At 65.6% G+C, this 12,820-nt stretch carries 16 protein-coding genes and 1 pseudogene; 8 read left to right on the forward strand and 9 right to left on the reverse strand.

Annotated elements, in window-relative coordinates; all coding sequences use genetic code 11:
- Positions 1-33 precede the first annotated feature (33 nt).
- The 4 genes from ACE039_RS27000 to ACE039_RS27015 all read left to right on the forward strand — a co-directional run bounded on the left by ACE039_RS27000 (position 34) and on the right by ACE039_RS27015 (position 3,277).
- The gene (locus ACE039_RS27000) at positions 34-1,158 is read left to right on the forward strand and encodes a zinc-dependent alcohol dehydrogenase family protein (protein WP_485823840.1); all 1,125 of its coding nucleotides are present in this window, start codon (positions 34-36) and stop codon (positions 1,156-1,158) included.
- 36 nt (positions 1,159-1,194) lie between these two features.
- Positions 1,195-2,499 carry an ABC transporter substrate-binding protein gene (locus ACE039_RS27005; protein WP_183014555.1) on the forward strand — a complete coding sequence of 435 codons (1,305 nt, stop codon included), beginning with the start codon at positions 1,195-1,197 and terminating at the stop codon, positions 2,497-2,499.
- Between the two features lie 206 nt (positions 2,500-2,705).
- Positions 2,706-2,885, forward strand: coding sequence for a hypothetical protein (locus ACE039_RS27010; RefSeq protein ID WP_485823841.1), 180 nt, complete (start codon positions 2,706-2,708; stop codon positions 2,883-2,885).
- On the forward strand, positions 2,882-3,277 hold the full coding sequence (locus ACE039_RS27015; protein WP_485823842.1) for a hypothetical protein: 396 nt from the start codon (positions 2,882-2,884) through the stop codon (positions 3,275-3,277). The genes ACE039_RS27010 and ACE039_RS27015 overlap by 4 nt, the downstream gene beginning before the upstream one ends.
- A gap of 98 nt (positions 3,278-3,375) precedes the next feature.
- Here the strand turns inward: ACE039_RS27015 and ACE039_RS27020 are convergent, their stop codons facing one another.
- Positions 3,376-3,801 carry an organic hydroperoxide resistance protein gene (locus ACE039_RS27020; RefSeq protein ID WP_485823843.1) on the reverse strand — a complete coding sequence of 142 codons (426 nt, stop codon included), beginning with the start codon at positions 3,799-3,801 and terminating at the stop codon, positions 3,376-3,378.
- Between the two features lie 272 nt (positions 3,802-4,073).
- Between ACE039_RS27020 and ACE039_RS27025 the strand changes: the two genes are divergently transcribed.
- Entirely contained in the window at positions 4,074-4,835 is a 762-nt protein-coding gene (locus ACE039_RS27025; protein WP_485823844.1) for a 5'-methylthioadenosine/adenosylhomocysteine nucleosidase, read from the forward strand.
- Between the two features lie 22 nt (positions 4,836-4,857).
- Here the strand turns inward: ACE039_RS27025 and ACE039_RS27030 are convergent, their stop codons facing one another.
- The 3 genes from ACE039_RS27030 to ACE039_RS27040 are packed head-to-tail and all read right to left on the reverse strand — an operon-like array spanning position 4,858 to position 7,073.
- The gene (locus ACE039_RS27030) at positions 4,858-6,171 is read right to left on the reverse strand and encodes an ATP-binding protein (RefSeq protein ID WP_485823845.1); all 1,314 of its coding nucleotides are present in this window, start codon (positions 6,169-6,171) and stop codon (positions 4,858-4,860) included.
- Positions 6,168-6,908, reverse strand: a complete 741-nt coding sequence (locus ACE039_RS27035) for a response regulator (RefSeq protein ID WP_310031884.1) — start codon at positions 6,906-6,908, stop codon at positions 6,168-6,170. The genes ACE039_RS27030 and ACE039_RS27035 overlap by 4 nt, the downstream gene beginning before the upstream one ends.
- 36 nt (positions 6,909-6,944) lie before the next feature.
- The gene (locus ACE039_RS27040) at positions 6,945-7,073 is read right to left on the reverse strand and encodes a hypothetical protein (protein WP_255410185.1); all 129 of its coding nucleotides are present in this window, start codon (positions 7,071-7,073) and stop codon (positions 6,945-6,947) included.
- A 173-nt stretch (positions 7,074-7,246) separates the two neighbouring features.
- On the opposite strand from ACE039_RS27040, the gene ACE039_RS27045 reads away from it, so the two are divergent.
- Positions 7,247-7,936 carry a cytochrome c biogenesis CcdA family protein gene (locus tag ACE039_RS27045; protein WP_485823846.1) on the forward strand — a complete coding sequence of 230 codons (690 nt, stop codon included), beginning with the start codon at positions 7,247-7,249 and terminating at the stop codon, positions 7,934-7,936.
- Between the two features lie 31 nt (positions 7,937-7,967).
- Positions 7,968-8,498: a thioredoxin family protein gene (locus tag ACE039_RS27050; protein ID WP_485823847.1), complete on the forward strand. Its 531-nt coding sequence runs from the start codon at positions 7,968-7,970 to the stop codon at positions 8,496-8,498.
- A 70-nt stretch (positions 8,499-8,568) separates the two neighbouring features.
- Here the strand turns inward: ACE039_RS27050 and ACE039_RS27055 are convergent, their stop codons facing one another.
- From ACE039_RS27055 to ACE039_RS27070, 4 genes are all read right to left on the reverse strand, one after another.
- Positions 8,569-8,733, reverse strand: coding sequence for a hypothetical protein (locus tag ACE039_RS27055; RefSeq protein WP_199196793.1), 165 nt, complete (start codon positions 8,731-8,733; stop codon positions 8,569-8,571).
- A gap of 56 nt (positions 8,734-8,789) precedes the next feature.
- Positions 8,790-10,193 carry a tetratricopeptide repeat protein gene (locus tag ACE039_RS27060; protein WP_485823848.1) on the reverse strand — a complete coding sequence of 468 codons (1,404 nt, stop codon included), beginning with the start codon at positions 10,191-10,193 and terminating at the stop codon, positions 8,790-8,792.
- Between the two features lie 135 nt (positions 10,194-10,328).
- A complete protein-coding gene (locus ACE039_RS27065; protein WP_485823849.1) occupies positions 10,329-10,604 on the reverse strand; it encodes a PAAR domain-containing protein in 276 nt (91 codons plus the stop codon).
- Between the two features lie 35 nt (positions 10,605-10,639).
- Positions 10,640-10,891, reverse strand: coding sequence for a hypothetical protein (locus tag ACE039_RS27070; protein ID WP_105557033.1), 252 nt, complete (start codon positions 10,889-10,891; stop codon positions 10,640-10,642).
- Between the two features lie 175 nt (positions 10,892-11,066).
- Between ACE039_RS27070 and tssA the strand changes: the two genes are divergently transcribed.
- Positions 11,067-12,188, forward strand: a complete 1,122-nt coding sequence (tssA, locus tag ACE039_RS27075; RefSeq protein ID WP_448712274.1) for a type VI secretion system protein TssA — start codon at positions 11,067-11,069, stop codon at positions 12,186-12,188.
- A 40-nt stretch (positions 12,189-12,228) separates the two neighbouring features.
- On the opposite strand, the pseudogene ACE039_RS27080 reads toward tssA, so the two are convergent.
- Positions 12,229-12,820 (reverse strand): annotated as a pseudogene (locus ACE039_RS27080) (OmpA family protein); the annotation flags it as partial.

Raw genomic sequence — 12,820 nt, forward strand, 5'->3', positions numbered from 1 at the left:
GCCCGTCTTCTCTCTACCGTGGGTGTCAGACGCATGAAAATCAAAGCGGCGTTGTTGCGCAACGTAGGGGTTCAAGGCCCCTACGCCCAGACCCGGCCATTGACCATCGCCGAGATCGAATTGGACCCGCCCGGTACGGGCGAAGTGCTGGTGAAGATCAAGGCGGCGGGCCTCTGCCATTCCGACTTGTCGGTGATCAACGGCGACCGCCCGCGAGGCGTTCCCATCGTGCTGGGCCACGAATCGTCCGGCGAGGTCGTTGAAACCGGCCCCGGCGTCACGGACCTGAAACCGGGCGATCACGTCGCCATGGTGTTCGTGCCCAGCTGCGGATGCTGCAACCCGTGCATGGAAGGCCGGCCCGCGCTGTGCGAACCGGGCGCCGTCGCCAATACGCAGGGCACCTTGCTGGGCGGCGACCGCCGCCTGCACATCGGCAGCGAATACATCAACCACCACACCGGCGTGTCGTGCTTCGCGGAATATGCGGTCGTGTCGCGCCGGTCTTGCGTCAAGGTCAATGTCGAACTCAGCCACCGTGAGGCCGCGCTCTTCGGCTGCGCCGTGCTGACCGGCGCCGGCGCGGTGCTGAACCGCGCGCGCATCAAGGCAGGCGACACCGCGGCCATCGTGGGGCTGGGCGGCGTGGGACTCAGCGCGTTGCTGGCCGCCGTGGCCGCCGGCGCGCGCCGCGTGGTCGCCGTTGACCTCAGCGACGAAAAACTGGCGCTGGCCAAGGAGCTGGGCGCCACCCACACCGTCAACCCCAAACAGGTCAAGACAGACGACGACCTATTCGATCTGGCCGGTGGCCGCGTGGACTACGGCTTCGACATGGCAGGCGCCGTACCCGCCTTCGAAACCGCCTACAAACTGACCCGGCGCGGCGGCGCGACCGTCACGTCCGGCTTGCCCAACCCGAAGTTCAGCTTTCCGCTGTCACTGTCGCAGATGGTGGGCGAAGAGCGGGACATCCGCGGCAGCTATCTGGGGTCGGGCGTGCCTGCCATCGATATCAGCCGCTACATCGACCTGTACAAGGCCGGCCAGTTGCCGGTGGACCGGATGATGGGCAAATCGTTTTCGCTGGACCAGATCAACGAGGGGTTCGATCACCTCGCTACCGGCGGTAGCCTGCGCGACGCCATCGTTTTCTAAGGGCATAGACCCGACTACAACACTGGAGACAAGACCATGAAAACCTCAAGACTGGCTGCCCTTTTGGGCGCCACCCTGCTGTCGGGCTTCACGGCGCTGGCCAGCGCCGCGGACAAGCCGAAGGAATTGAACATCGGTATTTCGACCTTCCTGTCGGGGTCCGCATCGGTGTTTGGCGTGCCGGCCCGCGACGCGGCCGAGATCCTGATCCAGGACATCAACGCCGCCGGCGGCATCGACGGCGTCAAGCTCGTTCCCAGCTACATCGACGAAGGCGGCGGCGGCGAGAAGCTGTTGTCCGAATACCGCCGCCTGGCCGAAGGCGGCACGCGCGTCATGCTGTCGGCCATCTCCAGCGGCCATTGCAACATCGTGGCGCCCGTGGCCGAAGACCTGAAAGTGCTGAACGTGTTGTGGGACTGCGGCACGGAAAAGGCCCTGGAAGGCAAGAAGTACAAGTACGTCGTCCGCACCCAGGCCAACGCCACCACCGAAATGGTCGCGCAGGTGCTGTACCTGATGAAGGTCAAGCCCGACTTCAAGACCATCGCCATCGTCAACCAGGACTACGCCTGGGGCCGCGATTCGCGCGACATCTTCCTGGCCGCGCTGAAGAAATTCAAGCCGGACGTGAAGGTCGTGGCCGAGATGTTCCCCAAGTTTGGCGCCGCCGACTTCTCCACCGAAATCAGCCGTTTGCAAGCGCTGCGTCCGGACGTCATTGTCTCGACGTCGTGGGGCGGTGACCTGGACAACTTCGTGCGCCAGGCATCCCAGCGCAACCTGTTCAAGAACTCGACGTTTGTGCTGTCGCTGGCCGAAAGCTCGCTGGAGCGCCTGGGCAACGCGTTGCCTGAAGGCGTCTACGTCGGCGCTCGCGGCGACCACTACTTCCTGCATCCGGAAACCAAGGACGATCCGCAGCACCAAGCCTTTGTGAAGAAATTCCACGACAAGACCGGCGCCTACCCAATCTACTCGGTCTACCACATGGTGCAAGCCATTCAGGGCCTGAAAGCCGGCTACGAAAAAGCCATCAAGGACAACGGCGGCGCCTGGCCCAGCCCGGAGCAAGTGGCCGCCGCCATGCACGACGTGACCTTCAAGGGCTACGGCCGCGAAGTCAAAATGCATCGCGCCGACGGCCAGGGCCTGGAAGCGCAGTTGTTCGGCGTGACGAAGAAGAGCGACAAGTACCCGTTCAAGGTGCTGGCCGACATCACCATCGTCCCGGCTGAACTGGTCACCCCGGGCGTGTCCGACACGTCGATGGAGTGGATCGAAAAGAGCCTGACCCCGGACGTGCTGAAAAGCGACCAGATCAAGGTCTTCGCCAACTGATCAATCGGTGTTGTGTGTGTGCAGGGACGTCCCCGGCGAGCAATCGCCGGGGTTTTTTTTGGGGCGTGCCCCTGCGTGGCGCGGATTCGTTTGCGTGGTTTCGCGATTGCGCTTAGCGATCGATGCGCTGCGGGGCGGATCGGTACTACGGTAGTGCTCCCCCGACCCATACGACGGCAGGCAAGCGCCGTCGGCGGGGAGCGGGGTTGAAAGAAACACTGATATTAGGCATATTGGAATTCAATAAGGCGGTTTTAAACGACGGCCTGGTGATTCTTCCCGGTGCTCCTGCCGGCCGATCGGAAGGCGCGACAAAAGGACTTCATATGAACAGTACGATGGAGAACAACAATACTCTGTCCGGCAAGGACTTGGCAGCGCAATGATCGGCTGGTGGATCGTTATATCGACGCACAGCCCCGAGGAATGCGATCGCGCCGACGCGGAAGCCTGTCGTGCGGCCATCCTGGCGCAGTGGGAGGCAGGCGCGGACGGTCTCCGCTGGATCGAAAAACTGGTCAAGCAAGGCAAGGCCGCCAAGGTCTCAGGAAGCGGCTACCCGAACCGCTACATCTCCCGCGCTGGTGATGTGCTGCCGCTGATCGAAGGCGGCGGCATCCAGTCATCCCAGGGGGCCGTCTGGATTTTCGGCATCGACGAGGGCGAGGAATATGCCCAGCCGCCTGGCTGGATGGGCAAGATTGAAGTACATGCCGACCGCGTGGCGGCCTGTCCCGCCAAACACTTCCTGACCATCGACGCCTGGGATCAGTCCTGAAAAATTCAAGGTGTCAGTCTGAGCTAGCCCGGGTTTTCCGGACACCCGAAGAAGTAGGCAGTACTTGAAGGAGGTGTCCCATGGATAACTCCAACCCTTCAAACAACCTCAAACCGCACATCCACGTTGTCCCTGATCGCCCGCGAATACGGGCACATCTGATGCGCGCCTTCCACCAGCGTCCGCTTCTCCTCCTGGCTCAACCCCGGCAGCGACACCGCCAGCACCACTCCCAACGCGAAATTCGCCCCGCCGTCGACCTTGCCGAGTGACACGCTGGCATCAATCGCCACGTCCTTCGGCACCACGATGCCATTCGCGGCGCCCGCGCGTTTCATCGCGCCCATGAAGCAGGCGGAATACCCCACGGCGAACAGTTGTTCAGGATTCGTGCCCGGCTTGCCGGACCCGGGCGGGCTCAGTTGCACGTCTAGCGCGCCGTCGCTGCTGCGGCCCGTGCCGTCGCGGCCGCTGGTGGTGTGGGTGTTGGCGGTGTAGAGGACTTCTTCAAGTTGCTTGGCCATGATGGCTCCCGATCATGATGCGGCGTGGCCGCGGGGCGGATGGAGCCTGCATTGCACCAAGCGTCTGTATCCCGCTTGTGTCGCCGAGCTGGCGGTGTCGCATTGCTGTGTATCGCCAGGGAAAACCGGATACGCTGGGATACAGGGCGCTGCTCCGATAGCAGCACACATCGCATGGTCAGTGCTCCGCCCATTGGAACCCCCGCATCATTTAAAGTATGTTCCGCCCTGCGCGGCATTTCGTCGTGTCGCCAGCTAAATACAAGGACATCATGAGCCGTCTTGCCATTCTGGGCGCTTTGCACGAAGAGATCGCCGACCTGCTTGCCGCGATGGATCCGGGCGCGACCATCCATCGCATCGCCATGCGCGATTTCCATGTGGGCACGCTATGGGGTACGCCGTGCGTGATTGCGCTTAGCCGTATCGGCAAGGTGGCGGCGGCCGCGACGGCGTCGATCGTGATTCGGGAATTTCAGGTGTCGCGCGTGCTGTTCACGGGGCTGGCCGGCGGCTTGCATGCGGCCGTGGACGTGGGCGATGTGGTGGTTGCCAGCAGCCTGATGCAGCACGATATGGACGCGCGGCCTTTGTTCGATCAGCATGAGATCCCCTTGTTGGGGCGGGTGCGCTTTGAGGCGGACGCGGGCTTGAGCGCGTTGCTGTACGAACATGCCGGGCAGTTCATCCGAACGAGGGGCGCGTCGGTGGCGATTGGCCGGGCCACGCTTGCCGTGCCTACCGTCCACCAGGGCCTGATCGCCACGGGCGATGTTTTCGTGAGCCACAACGACGACGCGTTGGCGCTGCGCAAGCGCTTGCCCGATGCGCTGTGCGTAGAGATGGAGGGCGCGGCGATGGCGCAGGTCTGCTACGAATTCGGGATTCCGTTCGCGGTGATGCGGGTGATTTCGGACCGCGCCGACCATGCCGCAAAGACCGACTTCACGGCGTTCCTGCAGAACGTGGCGCGGGTGTACACCGCCGGGATTTTGGAGCCGTTGCTGAAGTCGGGCGCCTTGGCCGCAAACTAGGATCCGCCGCGCACCGGCGGCCTTACCGCGACAGGCGGAGTTCCGCGGATAAGCCTCCACCGTCGCGGTTGCTCAAGACGAGCTTGGCGCCCAGGACCTCGGCCAGTTGAAGGGCGATCGCCAAGCCCAGCCCCGTGCCACCCGTGTCGCGGTTGCGCGAGCCTTCCAGGCGATAGAAGGGTTGCAGCACATTCGCCAGTTCATGCTCGGGAATGCCTGGCCCGCGATCCAGTACAAAGATCGATAGCGACTCGCCGCGTGCCAGGACCTGCACCTCGGCGGCATCCGCGAACTTCAGCGCGTTGTCGATCAGGTTGCCCAGGATCCGGCGCAGCGCATGCGGCCGGGTCAGCAAGGGGCCGGCTCGATCCCCCGAAAGGCTGACCTGCTTGCCGGTGTCCTGGTAGTCGTACACCAGGCTTTCCAGAAAGGCGGTCAGCTCCACGCGGACCGGTGGTTCGACCTTGCCGTGGGCGCTACGGGCGTAGTCGATGCCTTCGCGTACCAGCCGTTCGACTTCGTTCAGGTCGTTCGTGAGCTTGTCGCGGTCGACGGAATCTTCCATGAATTCCGTGCGCAGCTTCATGCGGGTGATCGGCGTTTGCAGGTCGTGCGAGATGGCGCCCAGCATCTGCATGCGCTCGGCGACGTGCGTGGCGATGCGTTCCTGCATGGCGTTGAACGCGGCGACGGCGTGGGTGACTTCGCTGGGGCCGCGTTCGTCCAGCGCAGGGCTCTTGCTGTTCGGGTCCAGCGCTTCGGCGGCCTGGGCCAGGCGTGTCAATGGGCGAACCGCCAGCCGCACGGCCAGCCAGGCGCAGCCGATCAGCAGGACCAGCTGCACCGCCAGCACGATCAGCAGCCACGGGGCCGGGCCCATCAGGGAAAGGTGGATGTCCAGGATCACGGGCTGGCCATCGGACAGCACGACGCGTGCCTGGATGTGCCGGGGATCGTTGGCCATGGCACGCACGGTGACGGGCCGGGCGGCGCCCAGTGCGGCTTCGATGGTGCGCGCTGCCGTGCGGGCGGCCTCCAGTTCCAGCGGCTGGTCGGCATCGCCGTTGCCCAGCAGGTATTCCCGGTTGCCGCTGGACAGGCGCGGCAGCCAAGCGGGGCGTTCGGCGGCAGGCAGCCGGTCCAGGATGTCCATGGCGATGGCGACGTCGCGCTCCAGGTCGCCCAGCATCATGGTTTTGGTGGCGTTATAGCGTTCATAGAATAACGAGGCGAACGACAGGCCATACGCCAGCAGCAGACCAACCAGGAAGATCAGGAACAGGCGAGCGACCAGCGTGCCGGGCCAGGCGAAGCGGCGTGGAGCGGCGGTGTTCACTGATCGGATTCCGAGACGTCGACGGCGGCCGAGAACACGTAGCCTTCGCTGCGCACCGTCTTGATGTAGCGGGGTTCGCGCGCGTCTTCGCGCAGGCGCTGGCGCAGGCGGCTGACCAGCAGGTCGATCGACCGGCCGAAGAAGTCAGCGTCGCGGCCTTGCGTCAGGTTCAGCAGCTGGTCGCGGTTCAGCACGCGTTGCGGGTGATCCAGGAAGACGCGCAATAGCCGGTATTCCGCGCCGCTCAGGGACACGACCGTACCGTCTGCGTCCAGCAGATGGCGCGCGGTGGTATCCAGGCGCCAGTCGCCGAACGCGATCTCGCGGCCCGGTTCCGTCACCTGGAAGTTGGGCGGCAGCATGCGTGTGCGCCGCAAGATCGCCTTGATGCGAGCCAGCAGTTCGCGCGCCACGAAGGGTTTGACCAGATAGTCGTCGGCGCCCATTTCCAGGCCCAGGACGCGATCCATGTCGTCGCTGCGCGCCGTCAGCAGCAGGATGGGGATGCGGCGGTGCTTGCCGCTGCGCAATTCGCGGCATAGCACCAGCCCGTCGTCGCCGGGCATCATGATGTCCAGCACGATCAGATCGACGGACAGGCTTTCCAGCAGCGACCGCATCTGCCGGCCGTCGGCCGCCAGCGTGACGGCCAGTCCGTTCTTCTTCAGGAAATTGCCGGCCAACTCGCGGATTTCCCGATCGTCGTCGACGATCATGACGTGATCAACGTGATCCATCTGAGGATGCCTTTTCAGGGTGGGAGGACGTGGCGCTCATGATACCGGGGGCAGGGGATCCCGGCGTGGCCGGGTGTTGGTGATCAGCTGGCACTGGAAGGGCTTGGCGGCTTCGGCGGTGAAGCCGCCGAACAGCAGCAATAGCACGGCAAGGAATCGTTTCATCGGAAGGGCTCCGCAGACGGGATGAACGGGTTATAGCGCCGCCGGATCCGGGATGTGTGTCGTACTGTATACGGGCGGGGCGCGGATACATAAGCGGGAAAAAAGCGCGCCAAACCGGCACAAACCGGATACGTGCCGCAGGTGCAATGGGGCCTCTTTCCAAAGGACACCCCATGGACCTGATCAACACCCCCATCGCCTTGCTGGCCGGCATGCTGACCATCGCGTCGCCGTGCGTGCTGCCCTTGTTGCCAGTGCTGCTTGGCACGTCACTTGAACGTCCCGGGCGGATGCGCCCCTTGTTCGTCGTGTCCGGCTTCGTGCTGGCGTTCGCCGGACTGGGCATTGCGCTCAGCCTGCTGTCCAATCTGAATGCCACGGTGCACGAGGCCGTGCGCTCCACCTCGATCGCGTTGCTGGCGCTGTTCGGCCTGGTGCGCATCTGGCCGCAGCCCTATGACCGGCTGACCGCCCGGTTCGGCGGGCCGCTGCAGCAGCTGGCGTTCAGCGCGGGCGGGTCCGGCGGCGGGAATGCCGGCGGCTTTCTGTTGGGCTTGTCGCTGGGCGCGGTGTGGACGCCCTGCGCGGGCCCGGTGCTGGCGTCCATCCTGGTGCTGGCCGCCAAAGCACAAGACCTGACCCAGTCCAGCACGCTGTTGCTGGTGTTCGCCGTGGGCGCCGGCATTCCCATGCTGGCGATCGCCTATGGCGGACAGGCCATCGCGGCCCGGGTGCGCGGGCTGTCGCGCTACACACACCGTTTGCAGCAGGGCTTTGGCGTGCTGCTGATCCTGACCGCGGCCGCCATCTATTTCCAGTACGACGTCCTGGCCTACGCCTGGATCAGCAATCTTTTCAACTGACCTTTCGCGACCGACCACAAGGAGTCCGACTATGTTTGCTTACCTTAAGAAGATCGCGCTGGGCGCGTTGATTGCCACGTCACTGGCGGCGGCGCTGCCCGGCGCCGCGCAGGCCGCCGCGCCGGCTCCCGCGCCCGAATTCACCGGCATCGAAAACTGGCTCAACAGCCCGTCGCTGACCGTGGCGTCGCAGCGCGGCAAGGTCGTGCTGGTGGATTTCTGGACGTACACCTGCATCAACTGCATTCGCACGCTGCCGTACGTCACCAGCTGGCATCAGAAGTACAAGGATCAGGGGCTGGTCGTGGTGGGCGTACACACGCCGGAGTTCCCTTTCGAGCGCTCGACCGCCAATGTCCAGAAGGCGCTGGAACGCTTCAAGATCACGTACCCGGTGGCGCAGGACAACCGCTACGCCACCTGGGAGGCCTACCGCAACCAGTATTGGCCGGCGGTCTATCTGATCGACAAGCAAGGTCAAGTCGTCTACCGCCACTTCGGGGAAGGCAACTATGCCGAAACCGAAGCGGAGATCCAGCGTTTGCTGGCGCAACCGGGCTAGGTCAGGATGGGGGAATTAGCCCCCCATCTGATCCGCGCACCAGTCGCGGATTTTTCCCAGCGCGGGCGGCCTAGCGGCCAGTCTCGGGATAGTTGGGGCCGGCATCATGGAAGCCGCCGTTGCTGTACGGGTTGGGGGCGCCGGGATGGGGCGGGCCGCCCTTGCCGGGGGCGCAGCCCGCAAGCAGCAGGGCGGTGGCCAGCAGGGCAATCAGAGGCATCAACGAGGATTTCATGGCGGTCTCCTGCGGCTGCCCCAAGGCAGGCGCGTAGCGTGCGGCGTGTAGGGCGATTATAGGGCGGCGTCCGCGTGCCAGAGCTTCTGTTTGGTCCGCGGGCGATCGCAGCGCTGCCGGTACGCTTGCACCGCCGGAGAATCGGCCGGCTGGAAATACGGGTGCGGATACTGCGCTTCGTGCATCGCGTCATGCAGGCGCCGGCCCCATACGCACTGCGCCTGGGCTTCGTCCCACAGTCGCTCGGCGTATTCCGGTTGCCCGTGCCGCCACAGCGTCAGCCCATAGTCGGCCACGATCTCTTCGTTGCGCGGGATGCCTCGGTAGGACTCGCGCATCAGGCGCAGGCCTTCTTCGGTGTTGCCCTGCAACGCCAGAATCCAGCCCAGCGTGCCCTGGTTGTAGGGGTTGGGGCCAGCGCGGTGGATGGACGCGCGCACGTGCGCTTCGGCCTGCGGCAGAAAGTTGGGGAAGTCCGCCAGGTAGTAGGCGATTTCGTTGTCGTAGTCCGCGTCGCCTTGGCGTGGCGCCCGTCCGCGCTTGGCTTGGCGTTGCTGCAGGATCTGCGCGTCGGCCAGGGCAAAGTCCGGCATGGCCAGCAGCCGTTCCAGGTTCAGGCGGTCTTGCAACAGCGCCGTGTCCGGGCGTTGCAGCGATTCCGGGAAACGCCACTGACGCGCGCGCAGTACCCATTGCCGGGCTTGATCTTGCTGGCCGGCCATCAGCAGCAGGTGGGCCAGGTCCAGCTGTTGGCGTGGCGTGTCGGCGCAACGCATGGCGCCGATCGATTGTTCCGCGCCTTCCAGGTCGTTCCGGGAGAGCTTCCGGTTGACGGCATCCAGCTCGCCGAAGCAGGCGCGGTTGTCGGTCGTGCGGGATTCGATGGACAGCGAGATGCTGCCTGCCGGCATGTTGTGGCTGAAGTAGGCCGTCGCGCCCTGGCGGGTGGTGTAGCCCAGGTCAACCCATTGCTCGCCCCAACGCTGGCGCAGCGTCAGAATGTAGGGCCACGCGGGCAGCGGTTCGTTGTCGCCGCTGGAATGCAGCTGGAAGAAATGGCCCCATGGGCCGTCGCCGATGCGCCGGATCAGGGTGAAATCCGCGGCGGCGTGCGGTTGCGTGGTCCAGACCCAGGCGGTTCGGCCCTGTGCGTCGGTGACGCCATGCAGGATGCCGTCGCCGCTGGGCGTGCCCTGGATCGCCTCGTTCTTGGCGGTCAGGAACAGGCGGTACGGCGTATTGGCGGCGGGTTGGAAGGTGTCGCCATCGTACAGGCCCAGTGTCAGGCTGCGGCCGTGGCTGCCTTCGCCGTACTCGGGCATGCCGTCCGGAGGCGATGCGGTGCGGGCGGTGGACTTGCTGGGGGCCGGCGTGTCGGCGGCATGCACGGCGGGGGGCGTCAGCCATAGGGCGGCGGCGAGCACCAGCGCGGTGATCGGAAGGGGCTGCAAAGGCGTCATAAGGACTGCTTGGGATACCGCGGAGTGGGCGTGGCGGGATTGTGCACGACAACGCGCGCCGCGGCGAATCCAGCGCAGGTGGGGGCTGTTGCCCCAAACGCTCAGGTCAGTGGAAGCGGGCGGGCGGACGGACGTTCAGCCGCCGCCATGCTCCAGGCGATAGAACTGCTGGCTGGCAATCAGCGTGGCCCCGCAGGATGTCTTCATGCCTTCCAGCGCGGTGCGCCGGTCGGAACTGACGCCCGGCGCGCCTTCGACGATGACGTGCTGGCCCGCGCAGGTCGGGCAGGTGACGCGGTCGCCCAGCCGCGCCATGGGCTGCCCGAAGATCATCACGCTCTCGTCGCCGGTGACGACCACCCCGCCGTGCGAGGTGCGGTCGCCCTTGCGTATCACGGATCGCTCTGCCATGGCTGTACGGGGCTCCGGAGGTTGGTAAAAAGTGCTTACAGGTAGGTGCCGTCCGGCGCCATCCTGGGGGTGCCGATCACGAAGGTGCCGTCGGGCGCCATGCGGACCGGGCCGTCGCCGCCCAGGTATCGGCCGTTGGGCGCGCGCTGCGGTTTGCCCGCAACATAGGTGCCGTCGGGGGCGCGCGTGATGGGGCCGCCGTCGCCGACGTAGGTGCCGTCCGGGCAGCGGCGGGGCGTGCCGTTGATGAAGTGACCGTCAGGCATTTGATGGAAGGATTTGTTCATCGCGTTTCCTTGCGTGCGGGAACACGAATCATATCCAGGGTGCGTGATGCGCTTTGTAATAGGACGTGTCATCTTCGAACGTAAGCGGTGGGCAGATATGGGATGATCGGGCCTCTTTCGGGCGGTCGCACCCGCAAGCGGGGTGGCCGCGATCTTGCCATTCAACAAGACCAATATGACCGATATCGACACATTGCTGGAGCCCATCCCGGGCGATGCGCCTTGTGGCGCCGACATGGTGTTCTCGGCCGAGTTCGACGCCATCCGTGAAGCCCGCCGCCAGGACGATCCGCATCTGGACCAGGGCGATTGGATCATCGACATCAAAGAGGCCGACTGGCCGCACGTGATCCGCGTCTGCACCGAGGTGCTGCGCGATCGCAGCAAGGACGTGCGCGTGGCGGCGTGGCTGGCCGAAGCCTGGGCCAAGACGCGCGGCTTTGCGGGTTTGCGTGACGGATACCTGCTGCTGGATGGCCTGTGCCGCCGCTACTGGGATGGGCTGCACCCCGTGCCCGAGGATGGCGACGTGCAACAGCGGGTGGGGAATCTGGCCTGGCTGCTGTCGCGTTCGCAGCAGCTGATCCGCGAATTGCCGCTGACCCAATCCGAGGGCGGCCGTTTTGGCGCGGCGATATGGGAAAGCGCGGCGCACCTGGCCAACGCGGTCAAGCGCACGCCGCAGCACGCCGCGGACCTGACGCGCGGCAAAGTCACCATGGACCAGTTCGACGCCGCGCGCCGCGATACGCCGCCCGCGTTCTATTCCGAACTGGAAGCAAATTTGCAAAGCTGCTTTGCCGCGGTCGACGTGCTGGAACGCACGCTGGCCGAATACCTGGGCGACGAGGGGCCGGCCTTCTCGCCGGTGCGCGACGCGTTGAAGGACGTGACCGCGCTGGTGCACCGCTTTGCCCGCGAAGCCGGGCTGCTGGTGCGCGCCGACCTGGCGCCGTCCGCGCCCGCAGCGACCGCGCCGGGAATTCCACCCGCCGCCACGCGATTGGAGCCTTCCTTGTCCGCCGCCGACACACCGACCGAATCCACCGCCTTTGCCGCGCCGGCTCGCGGTCCGCTGCAAACGCGCGATCAGGCGCTGGCGCAATTACGGGAAGTGGCCGAGTTCTTCCGCCGTACCGAGCCCCACAGCCCGGTGGCCTACCTGGCCGACAAGGCCGCCAGCTGGGGCGAGATGTCGCTGCACCTGTGGCTGCGCACCGTCGTCAAGAACGGCGAGGCGCTCTCGGGCTTGGAAGAGCTTCTGGGCGTGCCGAAACCCTCCGACAACAACGGCTGAAGGCGCCGTCGTCCCGCCCGGGCGGCGGGGCCGCCGGGCGCTAGCGGCTGGCCCGGAATTCGATGCGGCGGTTCTTCGCGCGGCCTTCCGCCGTGGCGTTCGTCGCCACCGGCTGGTCAGGGCCCGCGCCCAGCGTTTCGAAACGCGCGGGCGGCAAGCCCTTGTCCACCAGATAGGCCCTGACCGCATCCGCGCGCGCCTGGCTTAGCGCCAGGTTGGTGCTGCGGCTGCCGGAACTGTCGGTGTGCCCGATGATCTGCACCTTCTCGCTATGCAGCTTGGGCACCACGTCGGCCACCAGGTCCAGCAATTCGCGCCCGCGCGCGGTCAGCGTGGTGCTGCCGGTTTCAAATTCCACGACGCGGTTAGTCAGCACCTTGTCCAGCAAGCCTTGCTCGTCTTTGCTGGCGGACACGCGCAGGCCGTTGACGATCTTGTACGTCGGGTTCAGCGAGGTGGCGAAGGTGCTGGCGATCTGCTGGCGGGATGCCTCGTTCTGGACTTCGCCGCGCAGGCGGATCTGTGTGCCGTCGATTTCCAGTTGGCCGCGATTGATCTGTTTCAGGGGCGGCCCGATCAGCTTGCCCACGTGTTCGGACCAGTTGGGCGGCGCCACGCCGCCGCCCCCGTCG

It is taken from the genome of Achromobacter maghribensis (assembly GCF_057334215.1).

Bases quoted from the DNA above. Each gene is read 5' to 3' on its own strand.
- ACE039_RS27060 (WP_485823848.1), bottom strand. From the start codon at position 10,193: ATGACGCCTTTGCAGCCCCTTCCGATCACCGCGCTGGTGCTCGCCGCC.
- ACE039_RS27065 (WP_485823849.1), bottom strand. From the start codon at position 10,604: ATGGCAGAGCGATCCGTGATACGCAAGGGCGACCGCACCTCGCACGGC.
- ACE039_RS27055 (WP_199196793.1), bottom strand. From the start codon at position 8,733: ATGAAATCCTCGTTGATGCCTCTGATTGCCCTGCTGGCCACCGCCCTG.
- ACE039_RS27005 (WP_183014555.1), top strand. From the start codon at position 1,195: ATGAAAACCTCAAGACTGGCTGCCCTTTTGGGCGCCACCCTGCTGTCG.
- ACE039_RS27040 (WP_255410185.1), bottom strand. From the start codon at position 7,073: ATGAAACGATTCCTTGCCGTGCTATTGCTGCTGTTCGGCGGCTTCACC.
- ACE039_RS27050 (WP_485823847.1), top strand. From the start codon at position 7,968: ATGTTTGCTTACCTTAAGAAGATCGCGCTGGGCGCGTTGATTGCCACG.
- ACE039_RS27070 (WP_105557033.1), bottom strand. From the start codon at position 10,891: ATGAACAAATCCTTCCATCAAATGCCTGACGGTCACTTCATCAACGGC.
- tssA (WP_448712274.1), top strand. From the start codon at position 11,067: ATGACCGATATCGACACATTGCTGGAGCCCATCCCGGGCGATGCGCCT.
- ACE039_RS27035 (WP_310031884.1), bottom strand. From the start codon at position 6,908: ATGGATCACGTTGATCACGTCATGATCGTCGACGACGATCGGGAAATC.
- ACE039_RS27025 (WP_485823844.1), top strand. From the start codon at position 4,074: ATGAGCCGTCTTGCCATTCTGGGCGCTTTGCACGAAGAGATCGCCGAC.
- ACE039_RS27000 (WP_485823840.1), top strand. From the start codon at position 34: ATGAAAATCAAAGCGGCGTTGTTGCGCAACGTAGGGGTTCAAGGCCCC.
- ACE039_RS27045 (WP_485823846.1), top strand. From the start codon at position 7,247: ATGGACCTGATCAACACCCCCATCGCCTTGCTGGCCGGCATGCTGACC.
- ACE039_RS27020 (WP_485823843.1), bottom strand. From the start codon at position 3,801: ATGGCCAAGCAACTTGAAGAAGTCCTCTACACCGCCAACACCCACACC.
- ACE039_RS27015 (WP_485823842.1), top strand. From the start codon at position 2,882: ATGATCGGCTGGTGGATCGTTATATCGACGCACAGCCCCGAGGAATGC.